Source organism: Propionivibrio soli, from assembly GCF_025770765.1.
GTDB lineage: Bacteria > Pseudomonadota > Gammaproteobacteria > Burkholderiales > Rhodocyclaceae > Propionivibrio > Propionivibrio soli.
In genome coordinates, this window is the sequence record NZ_JANZKY010000018.1 from 74,589 (window position 1) to 94,532 (window position 19,944).

Sequence of the window (19,944 nt, forward strand, 5' to 3'; positions counted from 1 at the left end):
AAAGGTAAATACGATGTTTGCGGATATTTGTAGGAGATAATCGATTGCTTAAAGGTAAATCAATCCAGCCGGTCGAGATGCGTTGCATTTCCCGGCGTTCGAAAGACCCCGATGGTCCGCTGGGCTGGCGAGTAATGGTTTCAAGGTCGCGCGGGAAGCTTCTTTTCCAGAAATATTTCTTCGATCATCGTTATGGGGGCGAGGCAGAAGCATTGGCCGCAGCGAAAGCTTGGCGGGACGACGTGGTGAACCGCTTCCCGAGGACGAGCAAGGCGGAGCTTTCCGCTCAGCTACGCAAACACAATACGTCGGGCAATGCGGGCGTGTATCGGAAAAAAATGCCGCGGCGGTCGCGTAATGGCGCTATCGTTATCCATGTCGTATGGCAAGCCCAGACACCGTTGTCCGTGGTTCCATTCCGCAGCCGGAGTTTTTCGGTTGCCAAGTACGGGGAACAAGAGGCGTATCGCCGAGCCGTAGAAGCGCGCAAGGAGTTCGAAGCGCTGCTTGGGGTGCCTGCGATGGTGGGTGAGACGCGCCAACTGATGGCGGAAGCCGTTCAGTAGCCTAGCGAAGCCACTCTCGCCAGCTTGCCAAGAGCGGCTTCAACCCCGTCAATCAGGACATCGAAGGGCATTTCCGAAGGCTGGGCGCATAACGCGTCGATGACGGCGGAGAGCCTGAAAAGCGTGTCAGCGCCGATCGCCGCCGATGCGCCTTTTAGACTGTGCGCCAACTCGGCCACGCGTCGGCGATCATTCAACTGCGACGCCTTCCGCAATGCGTTGCCGTCATCCGCATGCTGTGCAGCGAAGCGTTGAACGGCAATTCGGAAAACGGCCAGATCTCCGAGAAAGCGCGAGAGTGCGATATCGAAGTCGATGCCCGCTTCAATGAAGGCGGTCCGCAATGCGGAGATGTCATTCTCCGTCATGGCGTTCTTGACGTCGGCCAGGGGCTCCGGCGAAACCTCTCGACTTGCTGTGGTTGCGGGTGCCGGCCGAGGTTTCAGCCAGCGGGTCAAGACACCCCAAAGATCTTCGGGATCGATCGGTTTGGGTAGAAAATCATTCATCCCGGCGGCTACACAAGCCTCCTGCTCGGAGTGAGCGACGGCCGCGGACAGGGCGACGACCGGCCCGGCCCAGCCTTGCCGCCGCAATTGACGCGTGACTTCCAGGCCATCCATGCCTGGCATGTGGATATCCATGAATACCAGCTCGGGAGGTGGGCCGGTGTCTCCGATCAGGTCGAGCAGCTCCATGCCATTGGTCGCCAAGCGAACGTTGAGACCGGCGCGTTCGAGCAGCCCCGCGATGACTCGTCGGTTTACCTCGACATCTTCGGCGACGGCGACGACCGCGCCGTGGAATTCTTCGGGAATGCCGTAATCCTTCGGCTCTTGGTGTCCAGAGTCTGCTTGCACGCGAAGCCGCTGCGCGACTTGCTGCAGCACAAGCGGTGTGAGCGGGCGTGCCACCACATCGACGTCCGCGCGTGCGGCGAGCAGCGGCTTCAGGCGGACGCAGGATTCGGCGTCTGCGAGGAATAGATGGGGGCCGCGCAATACCCCGATCGCTTCAGGAGAGGGCAAGCGATCGTCGCTTACATCAACGATGCGAAACGAAGCAGCTTGCGAAGAGGAAACGACAGAGCCTCGGAGCAACGCGACGAGCCGGGTAACCGCATCACGGGTGTGTCGCCTATCGATATCGAGCGCAACATCTCCAATTGGCAGCGAGGAGGGCGTTTCCGTTACTTCCGCTCGGCGCAATGGCACGCGCAGTTCAAACGTGCTGCCATATCCTTCGGTGCTTTCAACGGCCAGATCCCCGCCCATCCCTCGCGCCAGTTGGCGGGCGATGACGAGGCCCAGTCCGGTGCCGCCGAAGCGGCGCGTCGTGCTGGCATCGGCCTGCGTAAAGGGCTGAAAAAGGCGCGCTAGCGTTTGCTGGCGGATGCCGGCTCCGGTGTCGGTGACGGCGAAATGCAATTCGTCCGGTCCGCCGCTGTCGCTATCGTTATGGCGCGTCACGCAAAGCAGAACGTGGCCGGTGTCGGTGAACTTGATCGCGTTACTGAACAGGTTGTTGAGAACCTGGCTCAGGCGCAGCCGGTCGCCGACGATGCGCCGAGGTACGTCAGCGGCGATGTCGAACGCGATCTCGAGACACTTTCCGATCGCTGAGTGGGCGACGATTGCGGCGAGTTCGTCGATGACTTCGTAGAGGTCGAGCGGTAGCGATTCGTACTCGAGCTTGCCTGATTCGATCTTGGCAAAATCCAGAAGGTCGTTGAGCATGCGTTGCAGCGTCTTGCCCGACTGAGCCGCCTTTTCAAGGTAGTCTCGCTGCTGCGCCGTCAATTCGGTCATCAGCGCCAATTGCGTGAGCCCGAGGATTCCGTTCAGCGGCGTGCGGATTTCATGGCTGACGTTGGCGAGGAACTCGTCCTTGGCACGGTTGGCGGCCTCCGCTGCCTGGCGCGCTTCGCGCAGCGCCCGCGCTTGTTCGCGAGCCTTGGTCACGTCGTCGATGACGTGGATGAAGAGGTCGTCGTGCGCCTGAATCGACGAGATGTCAATGCACAACAAGGCTCCGTCTGCGTCGACCAAGTTCAGTTCGGCATGGCTGATTCCTTGCTCGCGCAATAGCGCGAAGTGCGCTTCGCGGCGTTCGCGGCTGTCCTCCGAGAACAGCTCATCCAGGCGCCGGCCGCGCAGCTGCTTCATTGTCTGCCGTGTGATGCTGATCGCAGCCGGGTTGGCGCGCCCGATACGCAGCGTGGAATCGGTCTCGAAAATGCCGGCGAGCGAGTAGTCGAAATGAATGCGAGCGATGCGCTCGTGCCTGAAGGACGCATCTTCGATTGTCGCAGCTGAGGCATCCGGGACCTCGGTGAGTTGCGCAAGGCGCCGGGCCAGGGTCGCAAGAAGCGATTTGTCCCGAGGCGTCATCACTCCCGGGGGGCCGCTTTCCAGTTGCCGCAACAGATCTTCGACCGATGCCGCAAGAGATCGTACGCCCATGACCCTTTCTCAGTTTCGGGAGTGATACCCCGGCGTTGGAAACTGCTTCGTCAACACGATGCTCGCCATGCCGGGCATCGGCGCCTTGTATTCGACTTTGTCGACACAGTTCTCAATGATATACAGACCGAAGCCGCCGAAGGTGTTTCCCGTGAAATCCGGGGTCGGCGTGCCGTCCGGGACGAAGGGTTCGCCTTCCGACACCAGTTCGACGGAAGCCGTCTCCGCAGTGCGCCGTAGAACGGCGGTGAAGGGCGTTTCCTTGAGGTTTCTCGGGGTATGGCGGACGATATTGGTCGCTGCCTCGAAGGCGGCCAAGGCTAACGATTGCCGGAAGTCTTCCGGCTGGTCGGCACAGAGCCCGTCGATATGGTGGCGCAGCGACTCGAGCCGATCGAGTCGTCGGGGCAGATCGAGATAGACGGGGCGCCGGCGGTCGGAGACATGGCCTCGCCGCTCGGTACGCTGGTGGCGCGACTGAATGACGAGGGCCGTGCGATCGTCCCCGCCCGTCGTTGCGCGCGTGAAATTGTGCAGATCGCTGCGCAGCGAGTTGAGTGTGATCGAGGGCGAAGCCTCGTTGATCAGCGCCAGCCGCAGAATCTCTTTCACCGGCCAGTCGCCGTAAGCTTCGCCATCGGAATTTGTCGAATCCGAAATGCCGTCGGAGTAGAGCATCACGATATCGCCCACACCGATTTGCGTCACATGTTCCTCGTAGCGCTCATTCGGGATGACGCCGATCGGCAAGTTGCCTTCGGGGAGTTCCTCCACGGTGTAACTTGCGCTGCGCCCGACGAGCATAGGCGTGTGCCCGGCGTTTACCCAGGTGACCGTTCCTGCCCGTCGATCGAAGCGCGCGAGCGTCAGGGTGACGAAGGCACCCAGCTCGCACAACTCGGAATACGTGGCCTCGTTCAGGGCGTTGACGATCTCCGACGGGGTAGGTGTCTTGCGCAGGCCGCCGCCGCATACCATTTCGACAAAGGCGCGCCGATAGGCGCTTTTCACTCCCGCGGCGATGAGCGCGGCCTTGATACCTTTGCCCATGACGTCGCCGGTCAACACTTCAATTGTCGAGTTGTTGAGTTTGGTGAACGTGTAGAAATCCCCGTCGATGCCCTGCGACGGCTCACTGAACGAAGCGATCGAAAGGCCGGCGAATTTTTGCGGCGGGGCGCCGAACAGCAATCGCCCCTGTATTTCCGCGCCGATTTCGAGCTCGCGCGTACGTGCCAATTGAAGCTGTTCCTCCGCCGAGCGGCGGTCGGTGATGTCGGTGCTGATGGCCACATATTGCTGGGGCACGCCGTGATCGACGACCCACGGCACGATCGTCATTTCGAGCCAGAAGATGCGCCCATCCTTCGCCCTGTTGGCGATCTCGCCTTGCCAGCTCTGGCCGTTGCGGATCGTTTCGACAAGGTCCCTGTAGAAGCTAGGCGAATGAACGCTCGACTTCAGCATATTGTGTGGACGCCCGATGAGCTCGTCGGTGCTATAACCGGATACCGCGCAGAACTTGCTGTTGACGTACGTGATGACGTGGTTCGCGTCCGTGATGCTGACTAGCGCGTGGCTATCGATGGCGTGTTTCTGGACGCCGAGTTCGGCTGCCTTCTGCAGTATGTCCTGGATCGCGCTCTGCCGTTCCTTCTCGAGCGCGATACGGGTGGAGATGTCATGCAGGATGAACAGGTGGAGCGGTTCGCCGTTGTTGCCGGAAACCGGCCGCGCACGGAGTTCGAGTGACAGCGTATTGCCTGGCGGCAGTCGGACGACGCATTCGACGACCTCGGTTGACTCGGCGAGGACTTCCAAAGGGATACAGTGTCCGTTGGCGTCGGTAAACGCAAGACGGCTCATCGATCCGCCGACCGCAGGCTGCTCGGAGCCATCGAAATACGCGGCCGCGAGCGGATTCGTCTTCACGACCGTGAAGTGGGAATCGGTAACGATGAGCGCGTTAGACGAGGCATTGAATAGTGATTCCAGCAGGTTGAGTGCGGAAGCTTTTTCCGCCAGTGCGGTCTGCAATTCCTGTTTGCAGACCAGCGCAGTGGTCCGCAAGTGTTCGCGCTCCAGAATGTTGAAGATCCGTAGGCGCAAAACATGCACATCGATCGGTTTGGTAATGATATCGGCGGCACCGAGGCCAAGGCCGAAAATATGCGCCTCGCGGTTTTCAGCATCAGCGAGGAAAACGATAGGGACATGGGCGAGTTGCGCATCCCCGTGCAGTGCCCTGGCCGTGTCGAAACCCTTGTCTTCGGGCGTGGTCACGTCGACCACAATCAACTGCGGGCAGGATTCCCGCCCCAGACGCAAAGCGTCGGCGCCCAATCCGGCATGGACAACGTGCCAATCGATCGCCAGTGCCTGCACATACGCGTCGGATTCGGGCGAGCGGTCGACTACCAGGACCGTCGCGACAGTCGGTGTGAGGGCGCAAAGCGGCGTCGGGGCAATGGCGCTCATTGCGCGAATCGCAACTCTTTCATGGCTGCTCCATCAGGTTTGCGAAGACGAAGGCGCCCTACAGCGACGCCAGCGCGTCCTCGCGGGTGTCATAGATCGAGAAGATCCGGTGCATTCTCACCAGTTCGAACAAAGCGCGTACAGGAGAAGCCAGGGAGACGAGTTTCAGCTGTCCCTGCTTGTTGTTCATGCTGCGCAGGCAGGCGAGCATTGCGCCGAGACCCGAACTGTCGACGAAACGTACGGCGCACATGTCGATGATGACGAGAGCTTGGGCATCCAGGTAGGGTTGAACCTGCTCCTTGAAGCGCTGCGCATTCCCCGCATCGAGGTTTTCGCACTCGATGACGATGGCAATGCCTTCGGCTTCGCTCAGTGGTTCCGCCCTAATCTGCATGATCGTCTCCTGCCAGGAGTCCGGCGGCCTACCGCCTCCTTGCTGCTATTTCGTGTGTTGCGGTGCCCGGGCGTTCTTGAATGCGGGGCCTTCGCAAACTGTGTCGATGCCCGGGCATTGAACCAAAAATGGGTGGGGAGCTTGTGTCAGGAATGCAAAATGATTGAAAAGGGGGGCGAATCGAGGTTGCCAACCGCACTAGCTCGGCTGTCGGCGGCAGGTACCAAGAACGAACACGGCAATTTTGCAGTTTTTAAGCAAAAACAGCGTGTTACGATGAAATGATAAAGTGATTGTGAAAAACTGGATTCCGTGGGCAGAAACGCTCTTCAAGGTGATGTCGTTACCCGTGGCTGAGTGATTAAAAATGGTTTTTAGTAAAAATAAACAATATATTGCGTAGTTATGTTGATAGATAACATCAACTACATGTCTCCATGAGCCAATGCGAAAGCTTCACACTTTCACGCCGGCGCTTTTTTTTGCAGCGCCGGCGACCCCCGCCTATTTTCCTCGTACGAGTAGCAGTGACGTTCCACCGATACGGACGAGGTTTTCCGCGACACTGCCGACTAGAAGACGCTGTACGCCCCGCCGTCCATGCGTGCCCACGACCATTAGGTCGGCACGCCATTTCTTGGCCGCCTCGGCGAGCATTTCGGCCACTCGCTTCTCGGTTGACTCGATCTGCAACCGCTCGGGCTGGACACCGGCGCCGACCGCCTTGGCGACGGCCTGATCGAGCAACTTATTGGCGGCTTCCTGGATTTCGACTTTCACCTTGTCCACGTCGATGTACGACCCAAGGCCCATTCCGTGTTGCATCAGGGAAGATTCGTCGGAGGCGTGGGCGATGCACAAATTCGCGCGAAGTGCCTTCGCGAGTTCTATGGCTTCCTCGAGCGCCTTGGCGGCGGTTGGGCTGCTGTCGATAGCGACAAAGATTCGTTTGCTCATGGTGGATCTCCTCCGTTACTTGATGACGAGCGTGGTGAAGGGCCAGACGTACGCCTGTAGAGTGACGAATATTCCGACCAGACAAGCGAGGGCAATCGAGTGGAAGAAAACGTAGCGCAGAATGTCGCCCTCGTGATCGAACCAGCGGGTTGCCGTGGACGCGACCACGATGGACTGCGCGTCGATCATCTTGCCCATGACGCCGCCCGAACTGTTCGCCGCGCCCATCAGGTTGGGTGAAAGGCCGAGCTGTTCAGCCGCCACCTTCTGCATGCCACCGAAGAGCACGTTGCTCGCCGTATCCGAACCGGTCAACGCCACGCCGAGCCAGCCCATCAGGGTGCCAAAGAACGGGTACAAAACCCCGGTGGTGGCAAAGGCGAGACCCAGCGTCGTATCGAGGCCGGAGAACCGGGTCAGGGTGCCGAGACCGAGCATCAGGACGATCGTGAGCAGCGAAAAGCGCACCATGAACAGCGTGCGGCCGTAGGCGGCGACGAGTTGCCCCAAGCTGTACTTCATCGTGAATCCGCCGACGAGTGCCGCGGCCAGGATGCCGGTACCGGTTGCGGAAAGCAGCCCGAAGACGTACACGGCGCTTTCCTTGGTCGGCGTGCGCACGACGGGCGCCACTTTTTCAACCATCTGGTGCAGTCCGTCGATCGGGAAGCTCGGCGCATAGAGCCCGTTGAAGAAAGCCTTTACCGAAGGCAGGCCCCAGATGAACACGAAGACCGTCAGGATGATCCACGGTGTCCAGGCGCGTACCACGTCGGCGGTCGAGTGCCGTACCGGCGGCGGAAGGGAATGGCCCTCGCCGCTGTCCTCTTCTTTGCCCTTGAGTGTGACCGAACGCCAGACTTCCTTCGGCTGCCACACGCGCAAAAACAGCACGAGGCAGGTCATCGACGACAGGGCGGCAATGACGTCGACGAGTTCCGGCCCGATGAAGTTGGAGACAAGGTATTGCGGGATCGCAAAGCTGACGCCAGTGACGAGGATCGCGGGCCATATCTGCAACATCCCTCGGCGTCCGGCAAAAGCCCAGATCAACCAGAACGGCACCATCACGGAAAAGAACGGCAACTGGCGGCCGATCATCCCCGAGACGGCCATGAGGTCGTAACCGTGGACTTTGGCCAACGTAATTACCGGCGTGCCGAGCGCCCCGTAGGCGACCGGCGCGGTGTTGGCGATCAACGAGAGACCGGAAGCCGCGAGCGGCGAAAAGCCCAGTCCAATGAGAATGGCGGCCGTTACGGCCACCGGCGTGCCGAAGCCCGCCGCACCCTCGAAGAAAGCGCCGAAGGCGAAGGCAATGAGCAGCAGTTGCAGGCGGCGGTCCGGCGTGATGCCCGCGATCGAGTCTTGAAGAACCTTGAAAGAGCCGTTCTGTTCGGTGAGTTGATGCAGAAAGATGATATTGAGGACGATCCACCCAATGGGCATGAGACCCGTGAGGCCGCCGAGCAACGCCGATTTGAGCGCCATCTCGGTCGGCATGCCGTAGGCAAGCACGGCGATGAGAATCGCGGCGAGCAGCCCGGCGCCGGCCGCGATATGCGCCTTCAAATGCAGGAAACCTAAGCCGATGAGCATCACGGCCACCGGGACGGAAGCGACGAGCGTCGATAGAAACATGCTGCCAAGCGGGTTGTACACTTGTTGCCAAACCATATGTTTCCTCCAAAGGTGTAGGTATTGTTTGCGCCGAGCCTTTGGGTCTTCTTGCGCGTTTGACGGTACACGCCGCGATTCGGTGGGTGGGTCAGTAGGCTTGGTCCTCCTTCCTGCTGCACTCTTCGAGTAGGTAGGCGATCGAGCGATACCGGCGGCCCGTCTCTGCGGTCAGTCCGATCTCGCACGTGCGGTTGGTGGAGACGCCCTCGCGGCATTCAGCGGGGAGGGCGGAGTGAATATGGCGCAGGGCGTGTGCATTGAGCTCGGGGACGACGAAACCCCGATCGCCGCCGAAACCGCAACAACCGACGTCGGTGGGCTCGACGACCTGCTCGACGCAGGCGGCGACAAGTTTGCGTAGCGGTTCGTCCGTCGCGCTGCAACGTACGCTGCAGTTGATGTGTAGCGCGACCGGCCCTGGCTGACGGGTGATAATGAGTCGCGGCAACAAGGCGTCGTGGGCAAACTCGTGAAAATCGAGGATGCGCAGGCGGCCGGCAAGATGTTTGCGCATTCGGGACGAGCAGGCGCTGGCGTCCATGACTACCGGATGAAAGCCGCCGTGTCCGTCGTCCGCGAGCTTGAGCAGGGTCCCGGCGAGGCGCTCGGCCATTGCGTCCGCTTCGTCCGCGAGGCCCTTGCTGGCGAGCATCTGCCCGCAGCACAGTGTGTCGACGCGTTCGGGTAGGCGCGGTGCGTAGCCCGCGCGGCGCAGCAGTTCGATGACAACATCCGGCAAGGGGCGCTCATCCGCGCCGCTCGGCCCGAAAATCCGGTTGGCGCAGGTCGGGAAATACACGACCGGATCGCCGGCGACGTCGGACACGGGTTGTGGAGCCGTTCCGGGGCGCGGCATTCCGCGTTTCCAGGCGCCGCCCGAGAGGGTGGCGAGCAGGTCGTCTCCGAGTACGCGCGACGCGACGTGGCCGGCGCCCAACGCCATGCGGCCGAGTCCGGCGACCTGCCCGAAATGATCCGCCGACCAGTGGCCGATCTGTCGTGCGACGTTCCCAAGTCGGTGCCCGCGGAGGAGACGCGTCAGATCGCCCGTGTTGATCGATACCGGGCAGGCGGTGGAACAAAGGCCGCAACCCGCGCAAGTATCGAGGCCGGCGTAGAGAAAGTCCTTGGCCGAAGCGTGCGGCGTACCGTCGCCTTTCGCGTTTGCCGACTCGGACGCCGATTCGAACGACGATAGCGCGCGCCAAGCGACGATCCGCTGGCGCGGCGAGAGCGTCAGTTGGTGTGACGGGCACATCGGCTCGCAGAAGCCGCATTCGATGCAGCGGTCGATGAGATTCTCCGCCGCCGGCATCGGCTTGAGGTGTCGCAAATGCGCCTGTGGGTCGTCATCGAGCAGGACGCCGGGGTTAAGCCGGTTGGCTGGATCGAACAGCGTCTTGATACGCCGCATCAGGGAGGTGGCCTGAGCTCCCCATTCCAGCTCGACAAAGGGCGCCATGTTGCGGCCAGTTCCGTGCTCGGCCTTCAGCGAGCCGTCGTACGTGTCGACGACGAGATGGCAAACCTCGTTCATGAATCCTGCGTAGCGGGCGACTTCGTCCGGGTGGCTGAAGTCCTGCGTGAACACGAAGTGCAGATTGCCTTCGAGCGCGTGGCCGAAAATGATCGCCTCGTCGTAGCCGTGCTTGCGCAACAACCCCTGCAGGTCCAGCGTCGCTGCAGCGAGCGATTCGACCGGGAAGGCCACGTCCTCAATGATCACCGTCGTTCCCGCGCGGCGCACCGCGCCTACCGAGGGAAAGGTGCCCTTGCGCACTTTCCAATACGTTTCGCAGGTGGCCGCGTCGGTCGAGAACTGCGGCGGATGGACGGTGACGATGCCTGCGAGCGCGCTCAGCACCGCATCGACACGCCGTTGCCGTTCGTCGGGCTCGTCGGCCCGCACTTCGACGAGCAACGCCGTCGCCTGATCACCGAGCGCGCGGATCTCAGGCGGCAGACCAGACTTGTTTTCGACCGAGCGCAGGGCGGCGCGGTCGAGAAGCTCGACGGCGGACACCGGCTGCGGTTTAAGGCGGACCACCGCTTGGCATGCGGTCTCAATGTCCGGAAAGAAGACCAGCGCGCTCGCCTTGAACGCTTCGTCGGGGACCGTGCGGTAGGTGATGCGCGAGATGAAGCCGAGCGTGCCTTCGGAACCGATCATCAGGTGCGCGAGGATGTCGACGGGATCGTCGAAGTCGACCAACGCGTTAAGGCTGTAGCCCGTCGTGTTCTTGATCTTGAATTTGTGCCGGATACGTGCAGCGAGCGCGTCGTCGGCGAGCGTTTCGGCACGCAGTGCCGACAAGCCATCGAGCAAGGGGGCGTGGCTCGCCTTGAAATGCGCGACGGATTCGGCGTCTTCGGTATCCAGCACCGCGCCGTCGGCGAGGATGACGCGCAGGCCGGTGAGCGTTTGGTAGCTGTTCTGCGCCGTGCCGCAGCACATTCCGGAGGCATTGTTGGCGGCGATGCCGCCGATCTTGCACGCGTTGATCGACGCCGGGTCCGGACCGATCTTGCGTCCGAAAGGAGCGAGCCGCGCGTTGGCGCTGGCGCCGATGAGGCCGGGCCCCAGGCGGACTGTCGCGGCATCCGGGGCGATCTCCCAGGTCGCGAACCCTTCGCCGATCAAGGCGAGCACACCGTCCGTCACAGCCTGGCCGGAAAGGCTTGTACCCGCCGCGCGGAATGTGATTGGCCGTCCGTGGCGGGAAGCTTCGGCAAGCAGCGTCTGTACCTCGGTTTCCGACTCGACGATGGCGACGACTTCCGGGATCAGCCGGTAAAAGCTCGCGTCGGTGCCGTACGCCAGTCGGCGCAGTTCGTCGGTAATCACCTGCCGGGACGGCAATGCCCGGCGCAGCGCGGCAACCAGAGCTGCTGTATCCGTCCGGCTCAACGCGAATGTTCCTTGAGCAGATCGCGCAGGCGCTTTGGCGCGGGCACCAGCGGCGTCCGGCTTGCCGTCCAAGCACCCTGGTTGGCAGGGGAGAGCGCGCGGCCGCGGCTCAAGAGCCACGAGACGAGCCGGTACGTTTTCAAATGCCCATAGACGAAGGCCCAGCCGCGCCAGACAGCGCTGGGCAGCATCCGGCGCGCGGCGCCCCGGCCGCGTACGGGCGCATTCGCCGTCGGCAGCGCCTGTGCTTCGTTGCGCAGGCGGACGAGCAATTCGGGAATCGGGATGCGCACGGGGCACACTTCGCCGCACGCGCCGCACAGCGTCGAGGCGAACGCCAGCGGATAGGTCGATTCGAGGCCGAGCAGGTGGGGCGACACGATGGCGCCGATCGGCCCGGGGTAGGTGGTGCCGTAGGCATGTCCTCCGATGCGCGCATACACCGGACAGTGGTTCATGCAGGCGCCGCAGCGGATGCATTGCAGCGTCGCGCGCATCTGCTCGTCGGCGTAGGCGCGGCTGCGGCCGTTGTCGACGAGAATCAGGTGCACCTCCTCAGGCCCGTCGAGCTCGCCGGAGCGGCGCGGACCGCTGATCAGGTTGAGGTAGGTGGTCACCGCCTGGCCGGTCGCCGAGCGCGTGAGCAGGCTGTAGAGCGGAGGAACGTGTTCGAGTTTTTCGACAACCTTCTCGATCCCGGTGATTGCGATATGGATACGCGGGACCGTCGTGCACATGCGCCCGTTGCCTTCATTCTCGACAAGGCAAAGGGTGCCCGTCTCGGCCACGGCGAAGTTCACGCCCGAGAGACCGATGTCGGCTGCGAGGAACTTGCGGCGCAATACTTGGCGGCCGATGCGTATGAGTTCATCGACGTCTTCGGTGTAATCCACACCGGGGATGCGTTCGGCGAAGAGGGTGGCGATTTCCTGTTTCGTCTTGTGAATCGCCGGCATGATGATGTGCGACGGCGTTTCCCCGGCCAGTTGGACGATGTACTCGCCCATATCCGACTCCAAGGCCTCGATGCCGGCTGCTTCCATTGCGTGGTTGAAGCCGACTTCCTCGCTGACCATCGACTTGCCCTTGATGACGTGCCGGGCTTCGATGCGTCGGGCGATGTCGAGGGCAATCGCATTGGCGTCCTCGGCCGTCTCGGCCCAATGCACGTGGAAGCCGTTGGCGGTCAGGCGGGCTTCGAGCCGTTCGAGCAAGTCCGGCAGGTGCGCCAGGCTGTAGCGGCGGATCGCTTCGCCGAGAGTACGTAGGTTTTCGAAGGCTTGCGGGTCGGGAAACTGCGCCGCGCGTTTGGCCTGCAGAAAATCCATGGCGCCGCGGAAGCTGCGGCGGTGTGCAGGATTCCCGACGGCGGCGCGCGTGCGGTCGGCGAATTCCTTGGCCGAGTGGAAGTGGACGGTCTGGCTCACGATGCACCTCCGTCCGCATGGCGAAGAATGACAACAAGCTCGCGCGGCCCGTGGGCGCCGTAGGCCAGCGTTTGCTGGATATCGGCGGTCTTCGACGGGCCGGAAACGAGCAGGACGTTTGTCGGCAAGCCGGCGCTCCAACGTTCCGTTTGCATCGCCGCGTACAGCGTGGCGTGAATGCGGTCGACGTCGAGCAGGACGAAATGGACCGGCGGTACCAGCGACAGCAGGCGCGGTTCCGATGGCCCCGTCCAGAGGATCAGACTGCCGGTTTCGGCGATCGCGCTATGGGCTACCGACAGGCCGGCGTCGATGTTCTCGAACAAGCGCTCGCGCCAGGTCTCGAAACTTGCCGCGTAGTCCACGATCTGCAGATCCGATTTCGTGGCGTTGCCACTGTCGTTTTGCCGGCGCAATGCTTCGCCATGCGGCGTGCCGGCGCCGACCAGCAGCGTCCGTAGAGATTTTTCTTCCGCAATACGGAGAACCACCGAGGACCAATCGCGTGAAGCGCAGTGATGCACCTCGGCGTGAGAGGCTTCAAGTGCCGCGGTGAGTTTTCCGACGCGTGCGCTGGCGTCATCGTCCTCCTGGCTGGCGTACCAAGCGTCGACCGCCGGGGCCGCAACGTCTGCCGAGGGTACCGACCGCAGGCGTCCGAGAATCCGCTCGCGGGTGGTGCTCATGATCGTTCTCCGCCCGTCCGCCGCCAGAGGAAAGTCGCGAGGTGCTCGCCGGGCAGGGTGGGTTTGGCGTTCCCAGCACGTTCGTCCTGTTTCGCGGCGTGGCCCACGATATTGAACAGGCAGCCGCAATCGGCGCTAACGACGAGGCCGGCGCCTGTCGCTCGCAGGCTTTGCACCTTGTCGTCCGCCATCGCCTCCGAGATATCCGGATGCCGGATGGCGAAGGTCCCGCCGAAACCGCAGCATTCTTCGGCGTGCGCCTGCTCGACGAGTTTGACGTTCGGTAGGCCGCGCAGAAGCGCGGTGCTTGTTGTGTGGGATCCCATTTCCCGGCGCGCGTGGCATGAGGTGTGCAGTGCCACGGTGCAAGGTTCCACGGCATCGTTGTGCTGGAAACCGACGACATGCACGAGGAATTCCGACAGTTCGAAGACGCGTTCGCCAAGTTCGCGCGCCCGTTCCGCGAGGGTGGGTTCGTCGGCAAAAAGGCTGGGGTAGTGATGGCGAATCATCGCCGCGCACGAACCGGAGGGAACGACGACGGGCCACGGACGGGGAAACAGGTCGAGCTGTTGCCGGGCGACGGCTCGTGCTTCGTCCGGGTAACCGCTCGAGTAGGCGGGCTGCCCGCAGCAGGTTTGCGCCTCGGGAAAATGCACGCGAATGCCTTCCCTTTCCAGGAGACGCACGGTGTCGAGACCCGCTTCCGGGGCGAACTGATCGACCAGGCAGGTTGCAAAAAGATATACGTCTCCGGGCTTAGCTGGATAGTGCCGGTGGCTGGTGTTCGACATCGACTTGCTCCTTTCGGCATTCACGATGTTCGCAGCATGATGGTCATCGAGTGGTAATCTGGTATGACCATCAAGTTTGCGGACTCTATGAGCGAGAAACACCGATGTCAACTGATTTTTTCCGCCGTTGACGCTTTGCCTCGTACTGACTAGTATCGCAGTGGTCTTACCACTAAGGACAATGATGGACGCGACGCGATCACCACGGCCTGCCGTGGCCCGTATTTCGGATACTGTCGCTGCCGAACTCGAGAAGCGCATTCTCGAAGGCTCGCTCAAACCCGGAAAGCGGCTGCCGTCTGAACGCGACCTGGCCGCTGAACTCGGTGTTTCGCGCCCTTCGGTGCGTGCGGCCATCCAGCAGCTCGCAGCACGCGGCTTCCTGGTGACGCGGCACGGCGAGGGAACGTTTGTTACTGACCGGTTGCAGGCGCACTTCGCCGATCCTTGGCAAGAAATGCTGCAGGGGCAACCGTTACTGCAGCGCGACTTGCTTGAATTCCGCCAGATGCTGGAAGGCCAGGCGGCCGCGCTGGCCGCCGACCGTGCTACGGATGCCGACCTCGAACGGCTCGACGCCGCTTACCAGGCGATGGAAGCGGCGTATGCAGGGAAAGACATGGTGGCTTGCATCGACACCGACGTGGCCTTTCACCAGGTCATCGCCGAGGCGGCACACAACGTGCTGATCGGGCACTTGAGCGCCAGCCTCATGCGTGTCATCCACGGTCATATTTCGCACAATCTCGAACACCTGCAGGCGAGACCCCAACGCTGGGGGCAATTGCAGGATCAACACCGGGCGATCTGGCAAGCCATACACGACCGCGACCCGGAGGCGGCGGGGCGTTCCGCCCGCTCGCATATCGGTTTCGTGCGCGAAAGCATGGCGGAAACGGCGCAAGAGGAAGAGCGGAGAAACGCCGCGCGGCGGCGGCTCGGCGAGACGGGGGGCTGAAAGTAGCGGGACTTGCTCGATCCTGAGCGAGGCTGAGAGTGAAGGTGAGGAAACGCCGCTAAAGGCGCTTTTCTACTAGAAAAAACTGCGGCGTTCCCCCTGTATGATGAAGTCAGTGGGAAATGCCGTGCAGGGACGTAAGTCGGTACCGGTCGGCGGGTTCGGCTGGTGCGTGGTGGCCGGCAAAGAGGGACAGAGAGAGAACGGGAGGAATGATGCGTGCGGTTTCGGCTACGTCGGTGAATCATGATCCCTATCGTGCGGGCATGGCGCTGGGCGAAGCGCTGGGCGCGGTTGAACCGGAGGTTGTTTTCCTGTTTTCGTCGATCCATTTCGCGGCCCCCGACCTGATCGAAGGCCTGTACGACGGTTTGGGTCGCGATGACGTGATCGTCGTGGGAAACAGCGGCGACGGGTGTTTCGAGTCGAGCGGCGTTTTCGATTATGGTGCCGCCGCGCTCGGTCTGAACTCCGACGGGCGGGTAAGCTGGCGTCTTGATCGTGTCTGTGACCTAAACGATAACCTTGAGCGCAAGCTGGAAGGTTTGATTTCACGCGTGAGCGAAGGTGAGCTTCCTCGCCTTGCGTATCTCGTATCGGATTTTCGAGTCGATCCCTGTGTCGTTGAAGCAACGCTGAATCGGACCGCCGCGTTTCCGATCGTCGGCGGCTTGGCCATGGATGACCGAAAGGGTGCCGCCTGCTTCATTTACGCCAACGGGGAAGTGACAAACGACGCGATCGTCATGCTGGCAGCGTATGGCGATCTCGAGTTCTCGCTCGCTGTGGGGAATTCGCAGCCGTCGGTCGGGCACCCCGGGCGGATCGAGTCGGCAAACAGCCACATCATCGATCGTATCGACGGGGTGACGGCCGCGGAATTCATTGAACGGGAAACCGGCAAGCCGGTGTTGCAGACGGATCGGGGCGTGCTGTCGGTACGCATCAGCAGCCCGAACGGACCGGACGAAGCGCGGTTGCGTTCCATCATGCTCAAGGCCACGTTATCGTCTGGATCGCTTGGGTTCTTCGGCGGAGTTAACGTTGGCGAAACCGTCCAGGCCTGCCAAGCCGATCCGGAAATCATGCTGGACGAGATTCGCCGCATTGCCGCCCGTCTGCGCGGGCAGGGGAGCGAACCCGCCGCCGCGTTGATTGTCAGTTGCACTGGCAGAAAGGCTTTTCTGGGGCCGCTGATCGAACGCGAGGTGAACGAACTCAAGCAGGCGTTTTCGCCGGGTCTCCCAATCGCGGGGTTTCCCTCGCGAGGCGAAATTTCGCCATTGCCGCGGGGAGAGGGCTACACCCGCAATCTGTTTCACAACATGACATGCGCCACGGTGGTGTTCTGGCGGTAGGGGATGAGGCCCAAGCTTCTCAGCCTGATCGACGACCCGCCGACAGGGTTTGAAACCGGGACGATCCGGAAACGGGACCTCCTGTCGGGCGCCGTCGTCCTGCTGGTCTCCGACTGTGACGTGGCGTATGAACTCCTGCCGGATTTCCGGGAACGCGTCGAAGGCGTGTTGTTGACGTTCGGTGCGCCGGCGATCGAGCCGTTGGGGCCTTTGCTCTGGCATCTCAGCTTGCCGCGTGAAGCGCTTGATCAAGCGCCCGGCATGCTGGAGGCGCTGCTCGCCGTGACGGCGAAGGCGGCAGATTTTCGCAACGAGGCGATCGTCGCGAAGCTCGCGCAGGAGAGGTTGTCGGAGGAGTATGCGGCGCGTTCGGACGACTACCGGCGGGTCACCGACGCTTTGAAAAGTCAGGTGGCGCTTCTCGCGGCGAGCGAGAACAAGCTGCAGACGATTCTCGACAGCGTCGATGCCTGCATTTATCTCAAGGACACGCAGTATCGTTACCTGTTCGTGAATCGGGCGTTACTCAATCTGCTTGGAAAGACACGCGAGGAGATCATTGGGCTAAGCGATGCCGACCTGTTCGACAACGAAACGGCCACTGACTTCCGGCGAAATGACGAAAAGGTGCTAAGGGAAGGCCATACGGTCATTGCCGAGGAAACGGCCGCGATTCGCCTGACCGGTTTGCGCGCCACGTACCGTTCCACAAAGCTGCCATTGTTTGACCAGAACGGCCGCATTTACGCCTTGTGCGGGATCTCGACCGATATCACGCAGATCAAGGAACGCGAAGCGCAGCTGAAGCGGATCGCGCATTACGACATGCTGACGCTGTTGCCGAACCGCGTATTGCTCGCAGACCGGGTGCATCAGGCGATGACAGCGGCGCGCAGACGCCAGCAACTGCTCGCCGTCGCTTACCTCGATCTAGACGGTTTTAAAGCCATCAATGACCGACACGGGCACGGCGTCGGCGACAAGTTGCTGGTGGCGCTCTCCGCCGGAATGAAGCAGACGCTTCGCGAGAGCGACACGCTCGCTCGTCTGGGCGGAGACGAGTTCATCGCTGTCCTGCTCGATCTGCCGAATGCCGCGGCCAGCGTGCCGATGATTACCCGTTTGCTTGCCGCAGCGGCGCAGCCCGTCCAGGTGGACGGCTTGACACTCGGCGTTTCCGCCAGCATCGGCGTGACGTTCTATCCGCAACTCGAAGAAGTCGACGCCGATCAGTTGTTCCGGCAGGCGGACCAGGCCATGTATCAGGCGAAGCTGACGGGCAAGAACAGATACCATTTTTTCGATACCGAAGAACACCGCTCGGTGCGGGGCATGCACGAGAGCCACGAGTACATCCGCCGCGCTCTCGAGGCGCAACAGTTCGTCCTGCACTATCAGCCGAAGGTGAATATGCGCACCGGCGAAGTGACCGGCGTCGAGGCCCTGGTGCGCTGGCAACACCCGACGCGAGGACTTCTTGCGCCGGCACTCTTTCTGCCGATCATCGAGGATCATCCCTTGGCCGTTCAGCTCGGCGACTGGGTCGTCGACCAGGCGTTGACCCAGCTCGAAATCTGGGAAGCCACGCGGCCGGGGCTAAGCGTCAGTGTCAATGTCGGCGCGAGACAATTGCTCCATCCTGGTTTCGTGCGGCGTCTCGGGGAACTGCTGGCCAAACATCCTGATGCGCCGCCCGATCGCCTGGAAATAGAGATTCTCGAAACAAGCGCGCTCAAGGACCTCGCGCAGGTTTCTGAGATCATCGAGGAGTGCCGCGCGATCGGTGTCCGCTTTTCGCTCGACGATTTCGGTACTGGCTATTCGTCGCTGAGTTACCTCAAACGTTTGCCGGTCGACCAGCTCAAGGTCGATGGGAGCTTTGTACGGGATATGCTCGACGATCCGGATGATGTGACCATACTCGACGGGATTCTGAGCTTGGCAACGGCTTTCGGCCGCGAAGTGATTGCCGAAGGTGTGGAGACCGACGAGCACGGAACGATGCTCCTGCGCCTCGGCTGCGTCATGGGGCAGGGATACGGCATTGCTCCGCCGATGCCGCCCCGCGAGCTGGGTCTGTGGCTGGACGTCTGGCAGCCTCACCGCGACTGGGTCGAAGTGCGGCCGGCCCGGCGCGCCGTACTCCCGTTGCTCTATGCCTGGGCCGAGCATCACTCATGGGCGGCTGAGGTTGAAAGGTACTTGGAAGGTAAAGGTGCACGCATATCGCCCGAGGTGCCGTGTCGGTTTGCTGCTTGGCTACACTCTGGGGACGCGGCAGCGGCCGTACTGCGTGAAGATAGCGAACGCGTGAAACGCTGCCACCAAAGGACGCATCAACTGGCCCGTGAGATGGTGGAGAAGAAGCAAGCGGGGAAGCGCGTACCGGATTGGCGCCAATTCCGGGATGCGGTGGAGGACCTGCTGGCTGCATTGAATGACGCCATGGACCAATGAGCCGCATCGGAACGCCCCTGGTGCTAGACGTAAATAGAGAAACCACCGTCCTCGTCCTGGGCCTCCGCTGGCAACTAATGGAACGTTGTCGGGTCACATGACTGTTCCCTTTCGGGAGTCGCCATGGCTACACCTACCCCTCACGTCATCGAGATTGTCTCCGACGTTGTTTGCCCGTGGTGTTTTATCGGACTGCGCCGCCTCGATCTGGCGCTCGATCTCGTACGTGAACAACATCCGGACTTCGCTTGTGTAAAGCGCTGGCGGCCGTTTTTCCTCAGTCCGGATACGCCGTCCGAGGGCGAGCCCTACATGCCGTTCATGATTCGAAAGTTTGGCAGCCCTGAACGGTTGGCCGGCATCTTCGACCGTGTGCGTACTGCGGGGGCGCTTCATGGCGTGGACTTTCGGTTCGATCGCATCGAGATGCGCGCCAATACCTTACATGCGCATCGGCTCATTCACTGGGTGCAAGAGCGTGCAGATGCCTCGGCCCTCGTCGAGCGCTTGTTCGCAGGCCAATTCCAGCGTGGCGAGAATGTCGGCGACAAGAACGTCCTCGCTGGAATTGCCGCGGAATGCGGATACGACCGGGATGAAGCGGCTGCGTATCTGGGGTCCGAAGACGGCACCTCCGAGGTTCTGAAGATGGAAAGCGAGTCTCGGGAGTGGGGCGTTTCCGCAGTGCCAACGTTCATCGTCGACAGGAAAACCGGCGTGCAGGGTGCCGAAGATCCCCACATCCTGGCTCGGACGATCAAACAGGCTTTGCAGGTTCGGAACTGACGATACCGCCGCTCGGCAAGGTTGTTTGAC

Annotated in this window: 14 protein-coding genes; 5 read left to right on the plus strand and 9 right to left on the minus strand. The window is 61.8% G+C overall.

Translation table 11 applies throughout. The annotated features are described in order from the left end of the window. The first annotated feature begins 44 nt into the window (after nucleotides 1–44). Entirely contained in the window at nucleotides 45–566 is a 522-nt protein-coding gene (locus tag NZ453_RS19385; protein WP_263772557.1) for an AP2/ERF family transcription factor, read from the plus strand. Here the strand turns inward: NZ453_RS19385 and NZ453_RS19390 are convergent. From NZ453_RS19390 to NZ453_RS19430, 9 genes are all read right to left on the minus strand, one after another. Further along, on the minus strand, nucleotides 560–3,028 hold the full coding sequence (locus NZ453_RS19390) for an ATP-binding protein (protein ID WP_263772558.1): 2,469 nt from the start codon (nucleotides 3,026–3,028) through the stop codon (nucleotides 560–562). The two genes, NZ453_RS19385 and NZ453_RS19390, sit on opposite strands and share 7 nt — an antisense overlap. Nucleotides 3,029–3,037: 9 nt before the next feature. Continuing rightward, on the minus strand, nucleotides 3,038–5,506 hold the full coding sequence (locus tag NZ453_RS19395; RefSeq protein WP_263772559.1) for a SpoIIE family protein phosphatase: 2,469 nt from the start codon (nucleotides 5,504–5,506) through the stop codon (nucleotides 3,038–3,040). Between the two features lie 58 nt (nucleotides 5,507–5,564). Then, a complete protein-coding gene (locus NZ453_RS19400) occupies nucleotides 5,565–5,903 on the minus strand; it encodes an STAS domain-containing protein (protein WP_263772560.1) in 339 nt (112 codons plus the stop codon). 504 nt (nucleotides 5,904–6,407) lie between these two features. Continuing rightward, the gene (locus NZ453_RS19405) at nucleotides 6,408–6,860 is read right to left on the minus strand and encodes a universal stress protein (protein WP_263772561.1); all 453 of its coding nucleotides are present in this window, start codon (nucleotides 6,858–6,860) and stop codon (nucleotides 6,408–6,410) included. 15 nt (nucleotides 6,861–6,875) lie between these two features. After that, a complete protein-coding gene (locus tag NZ453_RS19410) occupies nucleotides 6,876–8,537 on the minus strand; it encodes an L-lactate permease (RefSeq protein WP_263772562.1) in 1,662 nt (553 codons plus the stop codon). Between the two features lie 91 nt (nucleotides 8,538–8,628). Continuing rightward, a complete protein-coding gene (locus tag NZ453_RS19415) occupies nucleotides 8,629–11,448 on the minus strand; it encodes an FAD-binding and (Fe-S)-binding domain-containing protein (protein ID WP_263772564.1) in 2,820 nt (939 codons plus the stop codon). Beyond that, entirely contained in the window at nucleotides 11,445–12,875 is a 1,431-nt protein-coding gene (locus NZ453_RS19420; protein ID WP_263772566.1) for a LutB/LldF family L-lactate oxidation iron-sulfur protein, read from the minus strand. The genes NZ453_RS19415 and NZ453_RS19420 overlap by 4 nt, the downstream gene beginning before the upstream one ends. Then, nucleotides 12,872–13,561 carry a LutC/YkgG family protein gene (locus NZ453_RS19425; RefSeq protein ID WP_263772567.1) on the minus strand — a complete coding sequence of 230 codons (690 nt, stop codon included), beginning with the start codon at nucleotides 13,559–13,561 and terminating at the stop codon, nucleotides 12,872–12,874. The genes NZ453_RS19420 and NZ453_RS19425 overlap by 4 nt, the downstream gene beginning before the upstream one ends. Further along, entirely contained in the window at nucleotides 13,558–14,355 is a 798-nt protein-coding gene (locus NZ453_RS19430; RefSeq protein ID WP_263772568.1) for a (Fe-S)-binding protein, read from the minus strand. Before NZ453_RS19430 ends, NZ453_RS19425 begins: the two co-directional genes overlap by 4 nt. Nucleotides 14,356–14,569: 214 nt before the next feature. Here NZ453_RS19430 and NZ453_RS19435 point away from each other — a divergent pair, with 214 nt between their 5' ends. The 4 genes from NZ453_RS19435 (at nucleotide 14,570) to NZ453_RS19450 (ending at nucleotide 19,914) form a co-directional block, all read left to right on the plus strand. Continuing rightward, a complete protein-coding gene (locus NZ453_RS19435) occupies nucleotides 14,570–15,313 on the plus strand; it encodes a FadR/GntR family transcriptional regulator (RefSeq protein WP_263772570.1) in 744 nt (247 codons plus the stop codon). A 212-nt stretch (nucleotides 15,314–15,525) separates the two neighbouring features. Further along, nucleotides 15,526–16,671, plus strand: a complete 1,146-nt coding sequence (locus tag NZ453_RS19440) for an FIST signal transduction protein (protein ID WP_263772571.1) — start codon at nucleotides 15,526–15,528, stop codon at nucleotides 16,669–16,671. A 3-nt stretch (nucleotides 16,672–16,674) separates the two neighbouring features. Then, nucleotides 16,675–19,128 carry an EAL domain-containing protein gene (locus NZ453_RS19445; RefSeq protein ID WP_263772572.1) on the plus strand — a complete coding sequence of 818 codons (2,454 nt, stop codon included), beginning with the start codon at nucleotides 16,675–16,677 and terminating at the stop codon, nucleotides 19,126–19,128. 123 nt (nucleotides 19,129–19,251) lie between these two features. Continuing rightward, the gene (locus NZ453_RS19450) at nucleotides 19,252–19,914 is read left to right on the plus strand and encodes a DsbA family oxidoreductase (protein WP_263772574.1); all 663 of its coding nucleotides are present in this window, start codon (nucleotides 19,252–19,254) and stop codon (nucleotides 19,912–19,914) included. The last annotated feature ends 30 nt before the right edge of the window (nucleotides 19,915–19,944 follow it).